The organism is Halobellus salinus, assembly GCF_014646875.1.
Lineage (GTDB): Archaea > Halobacteriota > Halobacteria > Halobacteriales > Haloferacaceae > Haloquadratum > Haloquadratum salinum.
Map to the genome: position 1 here is coordinate 100791 of NZ_BMOC01000008.1, position 21458 is coordinate 122248.

Annotated in this window: 17 protein-coding genes and 1 pseudogene; 12 read left to right on the forward strand and 6 right to left on the reverse strand. The window is 65.6% G+C overall.

Annotated features, from left to right (window positions below):
• Position 1 precedes the first annotated feature (1 nt).
• Positions 2-949: a biotin--[acetyl-CoA-carboxylase] ligase gene (locus tag IEX72_RS08085; protein ID WP_188786872.1), complete on the forward strand. Its 948-nt coding sequence runs from the start codon at positions 2-4 to the stop codon at positions 947-949.
• Positions 950-1152: 203 nt separating this feature from the next.
• Here the strand turns inward: IEX72_RS08085 and IEX72_RS08090 are convergent, their stop codons facing one another.
• Positions 1153-1434, reverse strand: a complete 282-nt coding sequence (locus IEX72_RS08090) for a hypothetical protein (protein ID WP_188786873.1) — start codon at positions 1432-1434, stop codon at positions 1153-1155.
• A 129-nt stretch (positions 1435-1563) separates the two neighbouring features.
• Between IEX72_RS08090 and IEX72_RS08095 the strand changes: the two genes are divergently transcribed.
• Together IEX72_RS08095 and IEX72_RS08100 are read left to right on the forward strand one after the other, a co-directional pair.
• Positions 1564-2361: an inositol monophosphatase family protein gene (locus IEX72_RS08095; RefSeq protein ID WP_188786874.1), complete on the forward strand. Its 798-nt coding sequence runs from the start codon at positions 1564-1566 to the stop codon at positions 2359-2361.
• A 90-nt stretch (positions 2362-2451) separates the two neighbouring features.
• The gene (locus tag IEX72_RS08100) at positions 2452-3591 is read left to right on the forward strand and encodes a DUF63 family protein (protein ID WP_188786875.1); all 1140 of its coding nucleotides are present in this window, start codon (positions 2452-2454) and stop codon (positions 3589-3591) included.
• Between the two features lie 172 nt (positions 3592-3763).
• On the opposite strand, the gene IEX72_RS08105 is transcribed toward IEX72_RS08100, so the two are convergent.
• Positions 3764-5455 (reverse strand): YcaO-like family protein, encoded by a 1692-nt coding sequence (locus IEX72_RS08105; RefSeq protein ID WP_188786876.1) that lies wholly within the window; start codon positions 5453-5455, stop codon positions 3764-3766.
• Positions 5456-5548: 93 nt separating this feature from the next.
• On the opposite strand from IEX72_RS08105, the gene tbsP reads away from it, so the two are divergent.
• The 6 genes and pseudogenes from tbsP to IEX72_RS08135 all read left to right on the forward strand — a co-directional run bounded on the left by tbsP (position 5549) and on the right by IEX72_RS08135 (position 14285).
• On the forward strand, positions 5549-6364 hold the full coding sequence (tbsP, locus tag IEX72_RS08110) for a transcriptional regulator TbsP (RefSeq protein ID WP_188786877.1): 816 nt from the start codon (positions 5549-5551) through the stop codon (positions 6362-6364).
• An 84-nt stretch (positions 6365-6448) separates the two neighbouring features.
• Positions 6449-7336 (forward strand): bifunctional methylenetetrahydrofolate dehydrogenase/methenyltetrahydrofolate cyclohydrolase, encoded by an 888-nt coding sequence (locus IEX72_RS08115; RefSeq protein ID WP_188786878.1) that lies wholly within the window; start codon positions 6449-6451, stop codon positions 7334-7336.
• 30 nt (positions 7337-7366) lie between these two features.
• Positions 7367-7617 (forward strand): annotated as a pseudogene (locus tag IEX72_RS08120) (IS1595 family transposase); the annotation flags it as partial.
• Positions 7618-7864: 247 nt separating this feature from the next.
• Positions 7865-9922, forward strand: coding sequence for a PD-(D/E)XK nuclease family protein (locus IEX72_RS08125; RefSeq protein WP_188786879.1), 2058 nt, complete (start codon positions 7865-7867; stop codon positions 9920-9922).
• The gene (locus IEX72_RS08130) at positions 9919-10824 is read left to right on the forward strand and encodes a RecB family exonuclease (RefSeq protein ID WP_188786880.1); all 906 of its coding nucleotides are present in this window, start codon (positions 9919-9921) and stop codon (positions 10822-10824) included. Before IEX72_RS08125 ends, IEX72_RS08130 begins: the two co-directional genes overlap by 4 nt.
• Positions 10821-14285 (forward strand): ATP-dependent helicase, encoded by a 3465-nt coding sequence (locus IEX72_RS08135; RefSeq protein ID WP_188786881.1) that lies wholly within the window; start codon positions 10821-10823, stop codon positions 14283-14285. The genes IEX72_RS08130 and IEX72_RS08135 overlap by 4 nt, the downstream gene beginning before the upstream one ends.
• Before the next feature lie 353 nt (positions 14286-14638).
• Here IEX72_RS08135 and IEX72_RS08140 read toward each other — a convergent pair whose 3' ends face one another.
• Complete coding sequence (locus IEX72_RS08140) at positions 14639-14851, reverse strand: hypothetical protein (RefSeq protein WP_188786882.1); 213 nt, start codon at positions 14849-14851, stop codon at positions 14639-14641.
• Between the two features lie 173 nt (positions 14852-15024).
• Here IEX72_RS08140 and IEX72_RS08145 point away from each other — a divergent pair, with 173 nt between their 5' ends.
• Complete coding sequence (locus IEX72_RS08145; RefSeq protein ID WP_188786883.1) at positions 15025-15708, forward strand: hypothetical protein; 684 nt, start codon at positions 15025-15027, stop codon at positions 15706-15708.
• A gap of 336 nt (positions 15709-16044) precedes the next feature.
• Here IEX72_RS08145 and IEX72_RS08150 read toward each other — a convergent pair whose 3' ends face one another.
• From IEX72_RS08150 to IEX72_RS08160, 3 genes are all read right to left on the reverse strand, one after another.
• Positions 16045-17913, reverse strand: coding sequence for a carbon starvation CstA family protein (locus IEX72_RS08150; protein ID WP_188786884.1), 1869 nt, complete (start codon positions 17911-17913; stop codon positions 16045-16047).
• A gap of 207 nt (positions 17914-18120) precedes the next feature.
• Positions 18121-19098, reverse strand: a complete 978-nt coding sequence (locus IEX72_RS08155) for an ArsA family ATPase (protein WP_188786885.1) — start codon at positions 19096-19098, stop codon at positions 18121-18123.
• Entirely contained in the window at positions 19098-19394 is a 297-nt protein-coding gene (locus tag IEX72_RS08160; RefSeq protein ID WP_188786886.1) for a hypothetical protein, read from the reverse strand. The genes IEX72_RS08155 and IEX72_RS08160 overlap by 1 nt, the downstream gene beginning before the upstream one ends.
• Before the next feature lie 79 nt (positions 19395-19473).
• Here IEX72_RS08160 and IEX72_RS08165 point away from each other — a divergent pair, with 79 nt between their 5' ends.
• On the forward strand, positions 19474-20661 hold the full coding sequence (locus IEX72_RS08165) for a CobW family GTP-binding protein (RefSeq protein ID WP_188786887.1): 1188 nt from the start codon (positions 19474-19476) through the stop codon (positions 20659-20661).
• Between the two features lie 334 nt (positions 20662-20995).
• Complete coding sequence (locus tag IEX72_RS08170) at positions 20996-21292, forward strand: CopG family transcriptional regulator (protein ID WP_188786888.1); 297 nt, start codon at positions 20996-20998, stop codon at positions 21290-21292.
• Positions 21293-21458 lie beyond the last annotated feature (166 nt).

Here is a 21458-nt window from a genome sequence, read left to right on the forward strand (position 1 = left end):
GATGAACGCAACGCGCCGCGCCCTGCTTGCGGCCCTGGAAGACGGCGCGGTCGGCGGCCCGACACTCGCCGACCGGCTGGGGGTCTCCCGGGCGGCGGTCTGGAAACAGGTCGAGGCCCTCCGCGACGAGGGGTTCGTGATCGAGAGCGGCGACGAGGGGTACCGGGTGGTCGGCGTGCCCGACTACGGGCCCGCGGCGCTCGCGTTCGGACTCGAAGCGCCGTATAACATCGAGTACGAGGCTCAGGTGGCGAGCACGAACGATCGTGCCCGCGAACACGCAGAAGAAGGGGCGGCGGACGTGGTTGTCGTTGCCGACGAGCAGACCGGCGGGCGCGGCCGACTGGACCGCGAATGGACCGCGCCCTCTGGTGGAGTGTGGGCGAGTCTGGTGCTCCGGCCGGAGCGACCGCCCGCAGCGGTCCCGATGTACACCCTCGCGGCCGCCGTCGCGGTGGCCCGTGCCGCGCGTGGGGCGGGCGTCAACGCGAGCATCAAGTGGCCGAACGACGTGTTGGTGGCTGGCCCCGACAGCGAAGAAGCGAAGCTCTGCGGGATCCTGACCGAGATGGAGGGCGAAGCCGACCGCGTCTCGTGGCTGGTGATCGGAGTGGGGGTAAACGCGAACATCGACCGCAAGACCCTCCCGGCAGGAGCAACCAGCCTCCGGGCGGAGGTGGGTGATGTCGACCGCCGGCGGTTTCTCCAACGCGTACTCGGAGGGGTCCACGACCTGACCGGCGAGGGCGCCGACCTCCGGGCCGTACTCGACGCTTGGCGCGAGTACGCGAGTACGCTCGGCCGCCGCGTCAGGGTAGAGACCCCCCGCAGGGTGGTCGAAGGCCGGGCGGTCGACGTTCAGTTCCCGGGGAGTCTGATCGTCGAAACCGATAACGGCGAGCGCGTGGTCCACGCCGGCGACTGCGAACACCTGCGGCCGACGAGGTGAACCGAGCGAAGAACAGCCGCCCGCACCGACGGGGACCCCGTGACACCACGACGGTGCGAACAAGCACAACCGAAGAATCGGCGGGCCCGTCGAACGCGGACGCAACCGGTACGCCGGCGGAGTCGCCGACGCCGATCAGTCGCCGACGCCGATCAGTCGCCGACGCCGATCAGTCGCCGACACCGATCAGTCGCCGACACCGATCAGTCGCCGTCGCCGCCATCCGCGAGCGGGCGGCCGCCGGGTGTGAGGATCCGGTCGGCGATCCGTCGGGCTTCGACGGCGGTGGGGCGGCGTCCGTCGGCCGACCGGTCGCCGATGGCTTCGATCACGTTCATCACGTCCGAGAGGTCGCCGCGGTCGGCGACGTCGGCGAAGACGTCCTGGTAAGCGTTCGCCTCCCAGTAGTCGAGTTCGTACTCGGAGGAACCAGTCCGCGACCCCACTGCGTACCGGAGCTGTTGTGCCGCGTCTGCTGGGCGCATACGTCGATTAACACACCGTTCATACTAAAGTGTACTCCGACTCGAAATCGAGTTAATTACGACGAGCGTGTCGACCGTCGCGCTCTCCGAGCCCCGGCATTTAGATGCCCGGCGCGCGCGAGGTTCTGTATGACAGGTGACGACCGGGTGTCGGTGGCGCAGCGGGCGGCCGAAGTGGGGGCCGAGGTCGCCGCAGACCAGTTCCGGAGCGGGATCGACGTCGAGCGGAAGGCCAACAAGACCGATGTGGTGACTGCGGCCGACCGCGACGCGCAGGCGGCCGTGATCGATGTGCTCCGCGAAGCGTACCCTAACGACGCCATCGTCGGCGAGGAAGCGGGGGCGCTGAAACGGGTGCCGGCGTCCGGCGCCGCGTGGGTGATCGACCCGATCGACGGGACAAACAACTACGTTCGCGGCACCCGGCTGTGGGGGACGGCCGTCGCCGCGGTCCGCGACGGGAGCCCCGTGGCCGGCGCGACGAATATGCCCGCACTCGGTGACGTGTACTGGACCGACGGAGACCGGACGTACCGCAACGGGGAGTCGGTGTCCGTCTCCGGCCGGACCGACCCGGAGACCTGCGCCGTCGCACCGACGATGTGGTGGGGCTTCGGCGCCAGGGAGGAGTACGAGCGGGCGTGTCGTGCGATCGTCGAGCGGTTCGGCGACCTCCGGCGGATTGGGTGTGCACAGGCCGAACTCGCCGGCGTTGCCGAGGGGTCGCTGGACGGTATCGTGACGAACATCCGACCGAACCCCTGGGACACGCTCGCCGGTGTCGCGATGGTGCGAGCGGCGGGCGGAACCGTGACCGACCTCGACGGCGACCCGTGGCGCCACGACTCGGCGGGGTTGGTGGCGTCCAACGGGCGGATCCACGACACGGTGCTCGCCGCCGGCCGGGAGATCAGCGCCGGCGAGTAGGTTCGGCAGGCATAGACGAGGTCCGGCGGGCGTGTACGCGCCGCACCGAAGACCGGAATCCTCAACACGACTGACGCCGGGGGTTCGGGTATGTCGACAGTCACCGACCGCGTCGGCGTCGACCCCGAACGCCTCTGGGCCGGTGGGGTGGCGGCCGCCCTGGTGGGACTCGTCGTCGGGGTACTCGCCTTCCCCGAGGCGGTCTACGACGGGGTTATCTGGCACTACTTCTGGGGCCCGGTGCAGGCGGACGCCAACTCCGCGGTCTGTGCGGTCCGTCCCGGGAGTACGGTTGCGTACATCTACGATTCGGGTGCGTGCGCGAGCGCAGCAGAACCGGTCGCGTACCCCGGTTACACGCTGGTCTCGGAGGTCGGGTACATAGTCACGCTGCTGGTGGCGCTCGTCGGCGTGGTGTTTCTCCTCCGGCGGCTCGACCTCGGGGGCGACCGGGACTTCTTCTACGCCCTGCTACCGTTCGTCTTCCTCGGCGGTGCGCTCCGTGTCGTTGAGGACGCCAACGACGCCGTACCCGCCGCGGACGCCCTGATCACTTACCCGCTGAACACGCTGTTGATCAGTCCGATTATTTATTTTACTGTCTTCGCACTCACGCTGGGCGCCGTGATCGCGGCTGTCGCGGCCGAGCGGGCTGGTGCGGTGGAGCGCTACGGGCGGCTGCTGTTCGGGATGGGAGCCGCGTTCCTGCTCGCCGCGCTCGGATACCTCGCGTCGCTCCGGGTGGCCGGCGCCGAAGGCGTGGAGTTCTACCCGCAGGTCTTGGTGGTCGTCCTCGTGGGCGCCACGGCGGCCGCAGCCGCCAACTGGGTCCTCATCGAGCGGTTCGCGCCGGAGGTGAACGCCGGAACCGGAGCCATCGGGAGCGTGATCCTATGGGGCCACGCGGTCGACGGGGTGGCGAACGTGGTCGGGCTCGACTGGATGACCGCGCTCGGCGCGGGGCCGAATCTCGTGCCCAAACACCCGGTGAACCAGTTTGTGGTCGACATCACCGCCGCCACGCTGCCGCAGTCGGTGCTCGCGGTGACCGGCGACACCTGGCCGTTCCTCCTCGTCAAACTCGTTGCCGCGACGTTCGTGCTGTGGGTCTTCGAAGAGGAGATTTTCGAGGAGAGTCCACGGTACACGATGTTGCTCCTGGTAGCCGTGCTTGCGGTCGGGCTCGGCCCCGGAACGCGGGATATGCTCCGCGCGACGTTCGGGGTCTGACGTAGCACCGGCCGGAGGTTTTTGTATCGAAACGGGGCCAGTCATCCCATCACTCCGAGGTAAGCCGCGCGACGGGCCGCAGGTGTCCGACACGTCGTCGCGCGGGTCGTCGATCGTGTCGGCTGTCAGCCCACCGAACACCGACGCTTCCGGGCAGTCCGGCGTCTGTCGGTCACGGGAACGGGTGGTACGGTCGGTCGAGGTCGGGGTCGAAGCCGAGTTCCGCCGGAACGGTGCGTGCGCGGTCGCCGAAGAACGGGTCGCCCTGGAACAGCGGCTGTGCTTCCGGCACCAGCACACGGACCGCCTCGAACCCAAGCGACGCGACGTCCCGCGTGGTTGTGCGGGCGGCGTAGGCGTTGAGGCCTGCGTCTGTCACGCGGTCGAGCACCGCGTCGAGTTCGGCTGTCCCGGTCGGCAGGGACGCCGGCCCAACGCTGTCGGCCGGGACTGCGGCGCCGGCGTCGAGGAAGTCCGCCGCAGGCGTCGGATCCGTGGCGTGGTCGCTGATCGCGCCGCTCTCCGACGCCGCCGCCTCCGGCCCCATTGAACGGAGTTCCATCCAGTTCTGGAGCGCCTCTGAAAGCGCCGACCGGGCCGCGGCGTCGGGGGCAAGTGACGCCGCCGACCCCGCAGCGAACCGGGGCCACTCACCGTCGCGGTGGACCGCGACGGCAACGACCGGCACGTCGACATCCTGTGTGACGAGCAGCGTTGTGACCGACAGGCCCTCCGCGCGGGCGCGCTGTCGGAGCGCGTCGTAGCTCTCGTCGGAAACGTCGAGTTCCAGCGGCTCGAACGAGGAGTACCACGCAAGCATTGTCGCGTCTCGCTCGATGGTTTCGTAAAGTCCGGACAGGAGCGCCTCGACACCGGCGTTTCCAAGCCCCAGTCCGGTCGTGATCGCCGGCTTGTACTCTTCGGTCGGCGGCGGGTAGTGGACGAACGCCGCCGGGAGCGACGCCGACTCGTCGGTCGTGAGGTCGGTCCCTCGGACCCACGGGATCGGGGTGTCGCTGTCCGGGAGCGTCCACCCGTCGGGGCGGACGAACCGCGATGGCGGGATCGGGTTCGAGCGGGTCCGTTCGGGAGCAACGGTGAACTCAGACCGGCGGTAGACGCCCGCACAGTACCGTTCTAGCCCTTCGCCGAGCGCCTTCATGAACGCGCGATCCCAGTCGCGGTCGGCGCCCGCGGCGAACGCAGCGGCGCGGGCGTCGCTGAACCCCTTGGTGTCGGCGACCCCCGCGAGGTAGTACGGGACCGGGAACGATTCCCGCTCGCCGACCTGCTCGATCGGGCCGATCCGCTCGTCAAGCGCCCGCTCGGCGCGGGTCAGGGCGTCGTCGACGTCGACATCGCGGTGGTCGCGACGGACCGTCCGGTCGCGGTCCTCGGGGGTCGGAACCGGAAGCAACCGCCGCTCGGCGGCCACGCCGGTGCCCGCGACCTCGACCACGGTGCCGGCGACGCTCACGTCGCCGCTCAACAGCGCCACCGCCCGCCGTCCCGCGACCGCGCCGGCGAACCGGACCGCACTGCGATCCCCCGACGGCGACCCGTCGGCGTCGGTTGTGGCGGCGACCCGCTGTCGGAGGTCGGCGAACCGGGGCCCCTCGCTCCCAAAGATCGAAACCGCGGCGTCGAGGTCGGCAACCGGGTGTCCGCCGACGCCGCCGATCTCGACGAGCGCGACGCACCCGTGGTCGGCGTTGAGGGCATCGACCCCGCTGCCGGCGGGGACGACGACCACCGTCAGCGCCGGGGAATCCGCAGCCGTGAGCGTCGCGTCGATGTCGTCGAAGGCGGCCGCCGCAGCCGTCGCGGCGGGGCCGTCACCGACGATCCGGATGTCGTGGGTCACGCCTCCGAACTCGGCCGGCGGCGTGAAAAACCCGAGGAGTATACAGCGCTGACTGGGGTAAAATTAAGTAATCGCCGGGGAATCATACAGGGTATGTCTTCCGAAAGGAACGTGCTCGACACCGACGTCGGGCATGTCATCACATCCGCCGTCCAATCCGGGTCGGGCGTGGCGTACGTGGTCGGGCCCACACCGTCGATGCTCCGAGCGTTGGTCGAGACAGGTATCGGAACCGACTTGCCGACGCCGGTCAAGATGCTCGCGGGTCGGTCGGTGTTGAAAGCGGTCGCCGACGAGTTCACGGTTGCGACCGCCGCCGCGGAGTTGGTCGACCGCGGCGCGATCGAACTCCGAGCCGTAGAGACCGATCCGGGGAACACCCTCGTCGTGACCGATGCGTCGGTCGTTGCGATCGTCTCCGTGGGGGACCGGGTCGCCGGACTCGTCACCGACGACGAGGGGTTCGTCGGTGACGCCACCGAGACGTACCGGGCGCAGTTCGAGGCGGCCGACCGATTCACGCTTCGCACGCCGGCGCTGTCGTCGGTTCGAGCATCCCTGGAAGCGGAACTCGGCGCGGACGTGCAGTCGGATTTCGACGCCATTTTCGAGTCGCTCAAACCCGATGACGGCCCGGATCTCGACGAGGTGGTCGTCAGCCTCCTCGTTGCGGCTCGAAACCAGGTACTTCTGTACGACATCTCCAAGTGGGGTGAGGACGCCGGAATCGCGAGTAAGGCCACATTCTCGCGAACGAAGACCGAACTCGAAGAACGCGGCGCCATCGAGACCGAGAAAGTCCCGATTGACGTCGGTCGGCCGCGGCTCCGGCTTCGACTCGGCGACGACCGGCTCCGGGAGGCGGCGCCGGAACGGCTCGCCGCGGTCGCGTCGAAGGTGCTGGCGTAGAGGCGACGGGACGCAACGGGGGGATATGAACGCCTTGAGACGTGAACCGGCACCTTTGAAGTGCGGGACTGCCTCCTCACTGATATGACGGAGATTATCGACGGCAACGAAGTCGCCCAAGAGATCAGAGACGGACTGGTGGCGGGGATCGACGGCCTCACCGACTCGGGAACCACCCCGTGTCTCGCGACCGTCCTGATGAACAACGACCCGGCGAGTCAGACGTACGTCTCGATGAAACACAAAGACTGCGAGGAGGTTGGGATCGCAACCCGCGACATCGAACTCGATCCCGAGGCGCCAGCCTCTGCGCTGTTCGATACCGTCGACGAGCTCAACGCCGATCCCGAGGTCCACGGCATCCTCGTACAGATGCCGCTGCCCGACCACGTTGACGAGCGTGAGGTTCTCCGGCGGATCGACCCTGCGAAGGACGTCGACGGATTCCACCCCGAGAACGTAGGGCGGCTCGTTGCCGGCAACCCACGGTTCAAGCCCTGTACGCCCCACGGCGTCCAGAAGCTGCTCGCCGCTGCAGACGTCGAAACGGAAGGCGCCAACGCGGTCGTGGTCGGCCGCTCGAACATCGTCGGCAAGCCGATGGCGAACCTTCTGATCCAGAAGTCCGACGGCGGGAACGCCACCACAACGGTGTGTCACTCCCGGACTGACGACTTGGAGGCGAAACTCCGCGACGCCGATATTGTGGTCGCTGCGGCGGGGGTCCCCGGGATGATCACCGGCAATATGCTCTCGGGGGACACGGTCGTGATCGACGTGGGCATCAACCGCGTTGAGACCGACGATGGATCGGAACTCGTCGGCGACGTCGACTTCGAGAGCGCGAAGCAGAAAGCGAGCGCGATCACGCCCGTTCCGGGCGGTGTGGGTCCGATGACGCGCGCAATGCTGCTGTGGAACACAGTGAAGGCCGCGAGCGACGAGAGCGGCGTCGACGTCGAGTTGCCGTGATCCGCCTCGGGGCTTGTTCCCGGGGGACATCACACCTACGTCCGCTTCAACACGAGTCTCAGACAGCTTGACGTGGAACTCGACGTTTCCCACAAGACGATCTACCGGCGCGTCCAGGGCTTCCTGCGGGCGCTGGACGCGCCTCTGCCCCATCTCGAAGGGCCTGTTGGGATCGACGGTGCGTGAAAGCCGGACGCAAAGGCCGCGAACGCGACGGCTGGTCGCGCTTGCGTGGCCTCTCCACGCGCGGGCGTGAAACGTACAGACAAAGACCCCTTCCGAGATGTCTTCCGGAAAATCGCCAAAGAAGCTAATCTGGATTTGGAGAACCGAGACCCAACACCGTACAGCATCAGACACAGCACTGCGACCTACAAAGAAGGACTCGCAGTAGCAGCACAACAATGCCGACACAAAGAACTCGTCCGCCTCATCCTCCAACTTAACGCGACCCGCATATCCAGGCGAGCATTTAGGTGCCGGCGGTTCAGTTTGAAAGCGCGAACAGGTTTCGAAGTTGGATTAGCTATGTCTGATCACTCATCTCACCGGCAGTTCGATGGGACGTTAGTCACGGTCCCGTTCGGGGGCGAAAACGTCGAACGGACAGCGCGAAACGAATACCGAATGCTTCTCGACGAGCGCGATTCTGAGGATGTGCTCGTCATCACCGGTGCGCCGACGAGCGCGGACGCGTTCCGTGAAGCGGTAGGTGAGGAGCTGCCGGGTGCGGCGACGCCGTACGTGACGTCGTCGGTGGTGCACGCGACCGATGTCCTCAACCAGACGGATGACCGCGTCATTCTCTCCGACGCCCTACGACGAGAGCTCCTGTACCGGTTCCTCGCAGACTACGAGTGGGAAACGGAGTCCCTCCAACGGGCGTCTGCGCAGCCGTCGTTCATCGAGGACGTGGATGCCGTGATGGGCACGATCTCCTGGCAGACGGTCAGGCCTGACGAGACTCCTGAACTCCGTGACATCACGGCTGCGCTCGACGGCTTCCACGCGTGGCTCGCCGAGCACGGGCACATGGAGCGCGGCCAACTCATCTCGGAAGCGCTCGATGTCCTCACCGGGGATGCCCGCGACGAGGTCGTTGATTTCGATGCGGTGCTTGCAGTCGAGTTTGAGGAGTTCTTCCCGCTTGATCGCGCGTATCTCGACGCGCTCGCGGGAGACTGCGACCTCGTCTGTGTTGCCGAAGAGAACGCGAGTGTGCGCCGGACGTGGGTTGAGACAGGGCCAGTCACGAGCTACGTCACGTTCAGCGAGTCCCGACGTGGAGCATCGGGGACGCCGTCGACGCGACCGGCTGCGACGGCAGCCTATTTCGCCGACGAAACGGTTCCGGAAGATCCGGAAGCCGGGTCGGTGTCCGTCCTTGCTGCAGACTCCAGTGACGAACAGCTCGCCGAGATTGCGAACGAGATCGAAGCACTCGTCGCACAGTCGGACTGGAGGTACAACGACATCGCTGTCGCCACGAAGCAAAGCGGGAGTGCTGTTACGGACGCTATCGAAGCGTTCGAGGGCGCCGGGATTCCGACGGAATCGACAACCGTCACCGGGTTCGGTGACGACCCTGCGATTCGGGAACTCCTCGCAGCTGTTCAGTATTTCGCTGACGATGAAGACGATGGGCCCGAGCACGGTCCGGAGCTCGATACGGACCGGTTGGCCCGTGTCAGCGAGGCGGAGAGCCTCGAAGACGCGATTCACTGGTGGGCAACGGACTCCGGGTTAAAAGAGCGGATCGCGAAACGGGCGGCCCCGTTGGATGCACGGGCGCAGTTCGGGAACGTCCGACGGGCGTTCCGCATAGCCGAGTTCCTCGAAGGGACCGAGTTCGTGGATGCGACGTGGGAATCTTACAGGGAAATGCTCGAACGCGCCCACGAGTACGCACCGCAGCAGAATCAGACAAGCGCGACGGAGCTTGACGGTGGTGTCCGCGTCGATCACTTGCAAGCGATCAAGAACGAGTCCTTCCGCGCGGTGTTCCTCGTGAATCTCGTCGACAGCGAGTACCCGGGCGACCCGTTCCTGACACGGTTGTTCCCGGGCGAGCGAGTCGCGTCGATGCCAGACTACCCTGGTGTAACGGAACTCAATGAAGCGGATGTGGATGCGACGTTCCCGACGACGTCAACGGCGTCAGGCCGACCGTTCGCGCAGTACCACGCGGAGCACGCGCGGCGACGGTTGGCTGTCGGTGCGGGTGCGGCGGAAGAGCGGCTCTACTGTTGTCTCTACGAGTACGAAGACACGGCGCTCGAAGAGCAGGCGCAGGCGTCGCGGTTCCTCACGGCGGCGTATGCAGATCTTCCGTGGGTGACCGAGGCCGATGAGCCACACATCACGAGTGAGCACGCGGCGGAGCAGTACCTGCTGTCGCGGGTTGATGACGCGCTCGCGGAGGTACGCCGCGCGACCAGTCAGGACGTGACGGTGTCGCTCGACGAGGTCGAAGCGGAACTCGGAGAAATACAAGACCTACTCGATCAGAGCGGGGCGCGTGGGGAGGAACTTCGGAAGGCATTGCGTGCGCGTGTCGAGTTCGCTACTGGGGAGGTGCGGCGATGAGCTCGGAGTCGCTCTCCCCGTCGCGGTTGGCGAACTACGCGACGTGTCCGCGGTTGTACGATTACCGGTACGTACAGGACGTGAATACACCGGATCGTACGGAGCTGTATCTCAACCAAGGGACGATCTACCACGAGACTATCGAGGACGTGTGTGATGCGACTGACCGCGGTGACGACCCGGAGACGATACACAACCGGGCGATGCGGATTTTCGATGCAAAGTGGGACGAACACAGTATCCCGGACGACTACGAATCCGCTGCGCATCAGGAGTACCAGCGAGCTGAGAACCGCGCTGCCATCGCGTCGTTCTTCGATCCGGACGGCGGTGACGGGATCGAGCACGCCCGCTACTCGGTCGCCACGGAATGTTGGGTGGAGTGCGAGGTGGATGGTCGGAAACTCCACGGGAAAGCTGACAACGTCGTCCGGACTGACGATGGGCTGCATATTTTCGACTACAAGCGAAACACGGACGGGGTTCTGTCGTCGGGGACGGCCGAGTACCTTGGTGAGCATCTCGACGGTGAGGCCCACGAACCGAAGCGGGTCCGGAACGCGTTCCAGACGGCGACATACGTCGAAGGGGTGAAGAACGAACCGTTCTACGAGGACGGAATGACGGTTCGGTTCAGTTTCTACGGCCTCCTCAACAGCACGTCGTTCGAGAGCAGTTCAGACGGGTACGAGGTGTCTGCTCGTGGGTACCCACGAGAAACCACGGGAATTTACCACGAACACCGAGCCGCGATCTGGGCGTTGATTCGGGACGCACACGACGGCATCACGGGTGAAGCCTACGAGCCGGAACCGTTCGAGCTCATCACCGAGGAGGCGTGTCCGGACTGTGACTACCGAGAGATGTGTGCTGATCGCCTGTCGCCGGAGGTGCGACGATGAGCGGTGACAGTGACGAGTACCCGTCGTGGTACCCCGTTCCGGAAGAAGGCGTGTCACCGGAGCCCCAGCAGGAGACGATCATCGATTCCGACGCGTATCCGGTGCGTGTCCTCGCCGGCGCGGGCACGGGGAAGACGTTCACGATGGTGCGGAAGATCGAGCACCTCATCGACGAGGAGGACGTCTCGCCGGACCGGATTCTCGCGTTGACGTTCACGAACAACGCGGCGGACTCGATGCGGGAGAAACTCAACGCGAAACTCGGGACCGCGGGGTACGACGTCGACGCGTACACGTACCACTCGATCTGTAACGAGATCCTCACTGACTACGCCTACGAAGCCGGGATCGACCCGGACTTCGAGGTCGCCACGGACGCCGAGAAGTACGCCATCGTGCTGGACGTCTTGGATGATATCGAGTACCGGTCGGTCAAACCCAACGTGTACGGAAGCGACGGGTACGCGTCCGGCGCTGCGTCGAAGCTGCTCAGCTTTATTGGGTCGATGAAGCGCAGCGACATCTCGCCAGGTGACATCGACGGGTTCCTCGGGTCTGCCGACCGCGTCTACGGTCTCGCCGACCTGCCGGAGCGCGTCGAAACGATTGCCAGCGACCATCTCGGCGGCCGGTCCGTGTCGAGCGTGCTGGACTCACTTCCCGAGGTGCGCGGTGAGCTCGTCGCGGAACGTGACGGGTTGGGAACGGACGGGATCGAGGCCAGTGCTCGGGATTTCCTCGGCCGCTTAGTGGATCTGTGTGACGCGCTGGAAGTAGCGTTCGAAGCCCACGAGGCAGGCAACCAGGAACTGCCAGACAACTCGTACAAGCTCCCGAAATACCTACTCGGCGGGTACGCGAACGGTGCGCCGAAAGGAATCCCCGGTGATCTCGGCCTCGAACTCGCGGACCACCTCGACTCGTTCGTTTCCGACTGTCTTGCTGCCCGAGATCTCACCGCAGGGTACGCTGCGTACGAGCGAGAATTGGACGAGCGCAATCTCATCGACTTCGACGGTCTGGTGGTCGAGACAGCCGCGCTGATGGACTCGCCGGTTGGTGAAGAAATCGCTGAGCGGTGGGACTACGTGTTCTGCGACGAGTTCCAGGACACCGACCGCCTGCAGTTCGACCTCGTCACGTCACTCGTCACTGACGATAACCTGTTCGTCGTGGGTGACGACGATCAGGCGATCTACGAGTGGCGCGGCGCACACGTCGCCAACATCACCGACGAACTGGACCAAGCGTTCGCGGCGCTCACGGACGAACCGCTGGAGGAGAACTTCCGCTCCCGGCAGCCGATCCTCGACCTGGCGAACGAGGCGATACAGAAACTCGATCACCGGGAACGTCACAAGACACTGAAACGCGTCGACGAACCCGCGTACGACGGGGACACGATCGCTACCGTCGAACTGCCGGACGACGACGATGCGGACGGTGCGTCACAGCTTCGACCCGTTGTCGAGAATCTGGTGAGCGGTGACGCGGAGAATCTCGACGAAGCGTACGACCCAGGCGACATTGCGTTACTCGTCCGGAAGCACGCCCACGCGACACCCCTCATCGACGAATTCGAAGACGCTGGCATCCCGTACCAGGTTGCCGGTGATCTGGCCACGGAATCAGTCGGCGTCGGCACCGTCACCGCCTACCTGAAAGCGCTCGCACGCCCCGAAGACGAGGTGAGCTGGAATCGTGTCCTCCTGATGCGGTACCGGCTCTGCGACGCAGACATCCGCACGCTCAACGCGGACGACGACCGTCTCGTGGACACGCTCCGCGAGACGCCGCTTGAGGAGTTCGAGGAACCCGACCGCGTCGCAGAAGCCCGCGAGCACGCCACGGAACTCCTCGATATCCGGGATTCGGCGTCGCTCAGTCACCTGTATCGCGAACTCACGGACCGCACGAACATCGAGTGGTATCTCAGCGAGCAGGAGCGCCGGGATCTCGCCCAACTAGAGGACGTCATCGGACAGTACGGGGAGGGTGCCGTCCAACCGCCGCTCACTCCGGAGTTCATCGACTCGCTCGAACACTACGACTCCCTGTTCGACGAGGGTGGCACCACACCCACGAGTCAGCCGGACGTCGCCGACGACGCGGTCAACGTGATGACCATCCACAAGAGCAAGGGTCTGGACTTCCCGGTCGTCCTCGTCCCACAAGTCACCGCCGACGAGTGGGCACCGAGTTCACGTACGTACGACGCGCTCGAAGCCAGTCTCTCGGATGGCGCAGAGGCAGCGTTCGCGCAGGATTTCGTCGAGCGTGATACCCGTGAAACCCGTCGCGTATTCCACGTCGCCATCACGCGCGCCGAAGACATCCTCGTCCTCCAGGGCGGCAGCGAGGAAGGCGACGATGCTGTGGACGAGGATTCGGTTTCAGAGCTGGTTGACGAAATCCTCCCATCTCGGATCCCGTGGCAGCCGGAGCGGGGACAGCTCCCGCTCTGGGCCGACGTGCTGGGATGTCTCCCGGACGACGCAGTAGACTGGACAGACACGCTTGCCAGCGGGACAGTCGGCCACATTGGTGGGACCGTCAATCACGACGGCGAAGAACTCGCCGTCGACGCGGCGCGCGATCGCGTGATAGACCTCGCAACAGCCAGCCTCAACGGGAATCTCTCTCCGAGAACCGAGCGGGAGACACTCCAGGTTTCGTCGCTGAACGGCCCATCGACGCCAGCACCGTCGCTTTCGCACAGTTACACGTCGCTGACAGCCTACGAAGAATGCCCGCGGAGTCACTACCTGGACTACGTGGTCAACGCATTCCCGGACTATCAGGACACCACAGCCACGAGCGATTCCGGAGGCGGTGTCTCACAACGCGAGATCGGGGTCCTGTTCCACGATACCGCAGAACAAGCCGCGAATCAAGCTGTGGAACGCCCTGAGCAATGGTACGAAATCTGCGAGCGACTCGCCAGTCACCGCCGCGCTGCGGACGCCCTCCCGGCGGCGAAACAGTGCATCGACCGGTACTTCGAGTTGGATCTCCCCAGTTATGAGATCATCGACGCGGAGCGGGAGTTCGAGCTCAACATCGATGGGCACGAACTCGTCGGCTACATTGACGCCGTCTACCGGACGCCTGACGACGAACTGGTCGTCATCGACTACAAGGCGACCGAACGCCACCGCGACCTGGAGGGCGATACGCAACTGCCGATCTACCTGTTGGCGTGTCGTGGCCTGTACGACGAGCCTGTCGCACGCGCGGGATACGCCTACGTCGGAGACATCGGGCCGAAGGTTGAAACGCGAACGTTCCGCGGCGGTGACCTGGCGGCGGTCAGAGACGACGTGACGGCGTCGATGAACCGCATTGCCGAGTTCTCCTTCGGCCGGTACGCTGCTGGTGAGCACTGTCAGTGGTGTCAACACAACCAACTACCCTGCGCACCGGGCACATTCACCGTCGGCCCTGGGTTCAACGAGCGATAAGATCTTTAGCCCGGTCGGGGATTATATGATTGACGAACAGGACGTTCCAGTCCTGATCGTTTGGTGATCCCCACACGGTTGATCCGGGCTGTCTATTTATACGACTCAGGGCGTCGGCGTCGCCAACGTGCTCGGCCTCGAAGGTGAGCGTGAGCCCACACTCGCGGCGGTCAACGTCCGTGGGTGGCACACCTCCGGGCTGATCGACCTGTCCCGGGACTCGAACCGAACCGGACCGAACCGGACCGAACCGGACCGGACCGGACCGGACCGCGTCGGCGTTGAGCACGGTCCCGCCGCCGGACATCGTGACGGGATACGTTCTGTTGGCCCCGGACGGTCGATACGACCGGCTATCGGCCCCAGGCGAACCGGCTGACGACCCGTTCGACCCGCGAGGAAACCCGTCCGAACCACGCCTCCGGCGACACCCGTTCGAGCTGGCGTTCCTCGACTTCGATCCGGTCGTCGCCGAACGGGTCGTTCCGCCCCCCGTTCTCCTCGTCGACGGCATCGACCACGACCGTCATCGAACACCGGCCGCAGGCCTCTGTCTTTTTGGGCACAATTGTTTGCTCTATACGTGGCCCGGGACTAAAATCCAGCGGGGCTGTGCGCCGGTTCCCACCGGCCGGACCGCCACCGACGCGCTTATGCGGCCGCTGGTGTTTCCTCCGGGTATGCGACAGCGAGGCACAGAATCGATGGAGAGACTGGGTGGCACCCCCACCAACGCCCGATGAGCGAGCGGATGGAGTCGAACCAGGAGGAGACGCCCGGCTACGACGACACCGGCTGGGAGGATCCCGCGGGAGTCGGCGCAATCCCGAAGTCGGAGCTCCCCGACGAGATCGTCGAGAACGTCCCCGACTGGGTCGACGATCCGTACCTCGACCGAGTGAGCGACCGGCTGATGTACAACTACACCTTAGAGCGTGACCACCGGCTCCGGGGGACGACCTGGGATCTCTGCGGGGAGATGCGCGTCCTGAACCAGAAGCAGTTCTTCCACCCCGCACTCTCGTACGCCGACCACGAATCCCAGGAGTACCTCTACGCCCGCCGCGTCGACCGGCCCACCGTCCGCGAACTCGAACGGCTGGTGGAACTCGGTCACGACCTCGCCGACGACCGGGTCGACGGCAACGAGGAACACTACCGGACCGACGTCACGTTCGTCCTCGTCGCCGACGAGCTTTCCGACGAGGTCCGGGAGTTCGTCGACGGCCAGCGCGAGCGCACCCTCCTGAGGTACGGCTACTACGGCCACTACGAAGTCAATCTTGGGGTGGTCGTGCCAGACGACCGCGATATCGTCGCCGGCGAGGCCGCGGACGTGATGGAGGCGTTTCGGCTCTGGGAGGACGTCACAGACCCCGACGAGGGGTTCCTGTCGCGGCTCGCCAAACGGGTTTGGCGCTGACGGCGGCACCATCAGACGGATGTTTTGTTGACACGCGCGCGGGTCCGCGACAGAACTCACACGCCGTGGCATCATCGCGGTGAGTACTGCCGCCCTCGCCGGCTGCGGGCTTGTGCCCGAGGAACCGACGCCACGCCGCCGACCGCAGCGACGACCGCCGACCGCGACGTGTCAGCGGCGTGGACGCGGGTCCGTGCCGGCGAAGACTCGGTGATAGCGGTGACAACGGCGGCGTGGACGCGCCGTTCGGGTCGGGTCGGGTCGGGTACGCACAACAGGGAGTGCTGCCGCTGGCGCGGGCGAAAAACGGAGAATCGACGGTCGAACCCGTCGTGATCAGTCGTCGCTGGGCTTTGCGGCGGTTGAGCCGCCGGCGTCCCGGACGGTGCTGATGTTGTCGTACCCCTTCTTCACCAGCGCCAGCGCGAGTCCGATGAGCACCAACGCGAGCGCCATCTGGACGACCGCCGACGCCAGGCCGGCGCCCGAAGCGCCGCCCAGGATGATGTTCTGGTAGAGGTTCGAGTACAGCGCCAGGTAGCCGAGTCCGAGCACGGTGATCGTCACCATGATCGCCATCGGCACACCGGTGGAGTACAGCTGCTTGTTGTCGTCCCAGTTGGCGAGCCAGACGGTCGCGGTCAGCAGCGCCAGTGCCGCGAGGAGCTGGTTTGCGCCGCCGAACAGCCCCCACAGCACCACCCACTGGCCGGAGACAACCATCAGGTACGCCGGGACGGTCTGGACGATCGGGTTGGTGTAGCGGCCACGGCCCAAGCTCCCGAGGGTCGACCGGAACCCCTGGCCGACCTTCTCGAAGCCGGTCGCGGTCGTGCCGGCTTCAAGCCCGACGATCTCCTCCATCATGTACCGGCCGAGGCGGACTGCCGTGTCAGTGGAGGTCAGAAGGAAGCTCACCAGCACGAGCGCCATGAACGGCGCACCGAACGACTGCGGCAGGCCAAAGCTCGTGAGGATGATCCCGCCGCCGGTCGCGAAGTTCGGCAGCGCGTTACCGATGCCGCCACCCGTGGCGTTGAAGCCAGCGACCCCGAGGGTGATCAGCGCGACCGACGCGAGGAGCCCCTCGCCGAGCATCCCACCGTAGCCAATGAGGCGTGCGTCGGTCTCCTTGTTGAGTTGCTTGGCCGTCGTGCCCGAGGAGACCAGCGAGTGGAACCCGCTGATCGTCCCACACGCGATCGTGATGAACAGCAGCGGGAACAGCGGGTAAAGTCCGGCGCTCTCGACGCCCCAGAACCCGTTAAACGCGCTGATGGAATCAGCGATGACGAGCGGTTGGGACGCAGTCCCGAACAGGGTGCCGACGATCACTGCAAGCAGCGTCCCGCCGACACCCGCATAGAGCAGGAACGACGAGAGGTAGTCGCGAGGCTGCAACAACACCCACACCGGGAGCGCGCTCGCAATACCGGCGTAGATCATCACGACCGGGATCCACGCAGCGGTGTTGGCACCCAGCGTGCTGGCGCCGGGGACCCACGACCCCTGACCGCCCAGCAGAACGAGGGCGCCGATGTCGGCGGCGCGGTCGGCGGTCGGCTGGAAGAGGGCCACCGGATACTGAATCCCGACCCACACGCCCGCAAACACCGCCGCGACGAACGCGACCGTGCCCGGGATGAACGGGAGGTCGAACTGGTAGAGATACACCCCGAAAAGCAGCGCGAGGACGATATAGACGAACGACGCCGACGCGGCCTCGGGGTAGAAGTTGAAGACGATGGCCACGACCAGGGCGAACACCGCCACCACGAGGATGATCGTGAGGAACGCAAACCACAGGAGCATGTCCTTCCCGCCCTCGCCGACGTATTCGCCGATGATGTACCCGATCGACTTCCCCTCGTGGCGCAGCGACCCCGACAGCGATACGAAGTCGTGAACACTCCCCATCAGCGGGTTACCGATCGCGATCCACAGCATCGCCGGCACCCACCCCCAAATGGCACCGGCGGTGATCGGCCCGACAATGGGCGCACCGCCCGCAATGCTGGAGAAGTGGTGCCCGAGTAACACGGGCTTTTTCGCCGGAATATACTCCTGTCCGTCCTCGTATTTGTGTGCCGGTGTCTCGTTGCCTTCGTCGAGTTCAAGGAACTGTGCCAGATACCTCGAGTATCCAACGTAGCCGATTGTGAACGTTGCGAGTACCGCCGCCACGATCCAGATGACTTGTACCATTAGTGTGACCCCACAATGCAACATTATTTGTCATAGACTTATTTGTTATGCTTATCAGGCAGAATTCCCAGCCATTGCGCGCCAGTACCGGCGTTCTCGGCCATCGGTTGTGCGGTTGAAGCGGCCAACCGATCGGCTGGCTCGGTCGGGCGACCGGAGGAGTCAGAGCCCGGGGGTCAACCGGGGCACCACGTCCGGGTTCGGGCGTCAGGTTACGAACGTGGGGGCATCGGCCGCGGTGTCGACGTTGAGCCCCTCGGCGACGTCGTCGAGCAACGACCCTTTCACCTCGGCGGTTCGCGTCTCGATTTCGGCGACCAACGGCGGATCGAGGCTCTCCCGCACCTCCGCGAGCCGCTCCGCCTCCGTGGTCACCCGGTCGCGGAGGTACCGCGCCCCGCGGCCGTTCTCGTCGTCGTCGGGTTGGGGCGTGAGCTTGTTCGCGACGATCCCCCGCACAGCGAGGTCGTTGTCTGCCAGCTCCCCGATCGCCCGCCGGGTCTCGTTGACCGACAGCTGATCCGGGTTGAGCACGAAAAAGAACGCCGCGTCCGACTGCAACGCCCCCGACGCGAACTCGAAGAACTCCTTGCGCTCCCGGAGCCGGGCGAGGACGGGGTCGCCGTCCATCACCCGCCGGGGTTCGTTGTTGCCGATCGCGGCCTTCTCGAACAGGTCGATGCTCTTCTCACGTTTGTGCATCAGCCGGTCGATCCACCCCTGGAGGAACTCCGGGAGCCCGAGGAGCCGGAGGGTACTCCCGGTGGGCGAGGTATCGAACACGACCCGGTCGTACGGGTCCGAGTCCCGCATCACGCCCACGAATCGGTCGAACAGCGCCGACTCGTAGGCGCCTGGGGTCTGGTGGGCCATCTCCAACTGCTGGTTGATCTCGTTGACCATCGCTGCGGACACCTGATCCGAGAGGCTCTGTCGGATGCCGTCGAGGTGTCGTTGGACCTCGGTGTCGGGGTCGATCTCCATCGCGTCCAGTCGGTCGACGCCGTTGACCGGCTTCGGATCGTCGCCGAACGGTTGCTCGAACACGTCCGACACCGAGTGGGCGGGATCCGTCGACACAACCAGGGTGTCGAGCCCCGACCGTGCCGATTTCACGCCGTAGGCGCAGGAGACCGTGGTCTTTCCGACGCCGCCCTTGCCCCCGAAGAAGACGAACGGTTCCATCAGAAGTGGTACTGCTGGCCCTTTCGTTCGAGGTATGTGCCGCGGTCCCACAGCCGCCGCTCCCACGCCTCGAACTCGTTTTCGAGGAATGGGAGCAGTTCAGCGGTGTAGTACGAGACCGGCGACGGCACCCCGAAGGCGTCGGGGAAACACGCCAGAATGAACGCGTCCTCGACGTCTTCGGCCTCCTTCTCGATCTTTTCGTACGCCGGGTGGGTCACGAGCCCGTGGTAGAGGCCCCTGGCCCATTCGCGGGCGATGCGACGGAACCGTTCGATCCGGTCGGAGAGGTCCATCGTGGTGCACGTGTGCGATAGACACGAGCAAAAACCTGTCGCGGATGGGTTGAAGTTGCGGGACGCTCATCGTGGGGGTATGAGCGAGACGATTCCGGTGACCATCATCTCCGGCAGCCTGGGTGCGGGGAAGACGACGCTCCTCAACCACATCCTGGCCGACGCCGACGACCGCGATATCGCCGTCCTGGTTAACGATATGGGGACGGTCAACGTTGACGCCGACCTGGTGGCCTCCGATTCGGAACTGGACGTCGCGGGCGGCGTGACCGAACTCTCGAACGGGTGTATCTGCTGTGAACTCCAAGACGACCTAGAGACGGCCGTGGTCAGGCTGGCGCAGGACCGCGAGTTCGACGCTCTGGTCGTGGAGTCGTCGGGCATCTCCGAACCCGGACCGGTCGCGCGGCTGTTCACTACAGAGTCGCGGGCGGCGGCGCTCTACGGTGTCGACGCGCTTGTCACCGTCCTCGACACCCGGCAGTTTTTCGACGCCTTCTCCGGCGGTGACCCCGAGCGGCGCGGCGAGGCGGGTGACCGCCCCCTCTCGGACCTCCTCGTCGAGCAGGCGGAACTCGCGAACATCGTGGTCCTGAACAAGGCCGACCTCTGTACCGAGGCCGAACTCGACGGGGCCGAGGAGCTGATCGCAGCACTCCAGCCGGACGCTGAAACCGTCCGGGCGGAGTTCTCGGCGGTCCCACACGACCGGCTGTTCGACCGCGGGCTGTTCGATCCCGACCACGTCGACGACCTTCCGGGGTGGAAACGGGCGTTGGCGGGCGCCGGTCACAGCCACGGCCACGACGACCACCACCACCCCGGCGAGGTCTACGGCGTCACCTCGTTTACGTACCGAACGCGACGCCCCTTCCACCCCGGCCGGGTCGCCGAGGCGCTGCGGACGCTTCCGGCGGGCGTCGTCCGCTCGAAGGGAACGCTCTGGGTCGCGGGGTCGGACGTCCGGGTCGTGCTCGGGCAGGCCGGCCCGTCGGTCCGCACCGAGGCCGTGGGGCCGTGGATCGACAGCCTCCCCGAGGTCGAACAGGACCTCTACCGATCGAACCGACCGGACCTCGACTGGGACGACACCCACGGCGACAGACGGACGGAACTGGTGGTTATCGGCACAGACTACGACGAGGCGTCGCTCCGGGAGTCGCTCGACGATGCTCTCATCACCGACGAGGAGTGGGACCGCGCCGACGGCTTCGACGGGCCGCTCCCGGACGACCAGGGCGTGGAAGTCGTGCTCAGGCAGCCGTGAAGCCCGCGGGTCGGGTATGCCTCCGGCCCCACCGGACGCAGGGCCGGGTGTTGGCGACGGAGCGAGGGGGACACCGATGGCTGCAGCACGTCGCTCAGGCCTGGGCGGCCGGGTTCCCGACGAGGTCGACAGGAACGTGACGGGTTCCGATACCGTCTGTTTGCCGCTGCCGCTGGGTTGATATCCAAGTGCGAAATGGCCTGAGACGAGAGATTGCGCCGGAACCAGAACCGGGCGGACGGTGGGGGGCATCGAACCGGTTCCGGTCGGGAACACCGCCAGACCGACATAGGTCGGATACCTATGCCGAACACACACCACATCAATGAGCAAAATGAAAATCACTCTCCGGGTTCCGAAGGACCTCGTCAAGAGAGCCAACGTCGCCGCCAAGATCACCCAGAAAAGTCGTGGAGAGATCATGTCCGAGGCGCTCCGAGATCATCTCGTAGAGCTCGAGGGCGAAGAGGCGTTCAAAGAGGACGTGTTCGACCTCTACCTCGACGGCCACATCAGCCTGCGGACGGTTAATCAGTTTCTCGACTCCGAAAACGCCGAATCTGTCCGCATCTCGAAGACGCTGTTCGACCAAGGACAGGGGCCCGGTGGCGGAAGCGCACCCAAAGAGTAGCGGAGGTTGTGAACTACCTCGGGGGCAAGCCCCGAGGCTTCACCGTGTTGGGACTGCACTGCGCCTGCAGGCGAATGTAATTCCCCCCGACCTTCCCCAGAGTGGGGTCGGCTGGAATTCACACCCGAACACTCGATGCGTCCGTGAGGGTCGGCGGCTCCACCCC

Excerpts from the sequence above, each read along its gene's own strand:
- IEX72_RS08170 (WP_188786888.1), top strand. The coding sequence starts at position 20,996 with ATGAAAATCACTCTCCGGGTTCCGAAGGACCTCGTCAAGAGAGCCAAC.
- IEX72_RS08090 (WP_188786873.1), bottom strand. The coding sequence starts at position 1,434 with ATGCGCCCAGCAGACGCGGCACAACAGCTCCGGTACGCAGTGGGGTCG.
- IEX72_RS08100 (WP_188786875.1), top strand. The coding sequence starts at position 2,452 with ATGTCGACAGTCACCGACCGCGTCGGCGTCGACCCCGAACGCCTCTGG.
- IEX72_RS08125 (WP_188786879.1), top strand. The coding sequence starts at position 7,865 with ATGTCTGATCACTCATCTCACCGGCAGTTCGATGGGACGTTAGTCACG.
- IEX72_RS08115 (WP_188786878.1), top strand. The coding sequence starts at position 6,449 with ATGACGGAGATTATCGACGGCAACGAAGTCGCCCAAGAGATCAGAGAC.
- IEX72_RS08150 (WP_188786884.1), bottom strand. The coding sequence starts at position 17,913 with ATGGTACAAGTCATCTGGATCGTGGCGGCGGTACTCGCAACGTTCACA.
- IEX72_RS08130 (WP_188786880.1), top strand. The coding sequence starts at position 9,919 with ATGAGCTCGGAGTCGCTCTCCCCGTCGCGGTTGGCGAACTACGCGACG.
- tbsP (WP_188786877.1), top strand. The coding sequence starts at position 5,549 with ATGTCTTCCGAAAGGAACGTGCTCGACACCGACGTCGGGCATGTCATC.
- IEX72_RS08085 (WP_188786872.1), top strand. The coding sequence starts at position 2 with ATGAACGCAACGCGCCGCGCCCTGCTTGCGGCCCTGGAAGACGGCGCG.
- IEX72_RS08095 (WP_188786874.1), top strand. The coding sequence starts at position 1,564 with ATGACAGGTGACGACCGGGTGTCGGTGGCGCAGCGGGCGGCCGAAGTG.
- IEX72_RS08145 (WP_188786883.1), top strand. The coding sequence starts at position 15,025 with ATGAGCGAGCGGATGGAGTCGAACCAGGAGGAGACGCCCGGCTACGAC.
- IEX72_RS08135 (WP_188786881.1), top strand. The coding sequence starts at position 10,821 with ATGAGCGGTGACAGTGACGAGTACCCGTCGTGGTACCCCGTTCCGGAA.
- IEX72_RS08160 (WP_188786886.1), bottom strand. The coding sequence starts at position 19,394 with ATGGACCTCTCCGACCGGATCGAACGGTTCCGTCGCATCGCCCGCGAA.
- IEX72_RS08155 (WP_188786885.1), bottom strand. The coding sequence starts at position 19,098 with ATGGAACCGTTCGTCTTCTTCGGGGGCAAGGGCGGCGTCGGAAAGACC.
- IEX72_RS08165 (WP_188786887.1), top strand. The coding sequence starts at position 19,474 with ATGAGCGAGACGATTCCGGTGACCATCATCTCCGGCAGCCTGGGTGCG.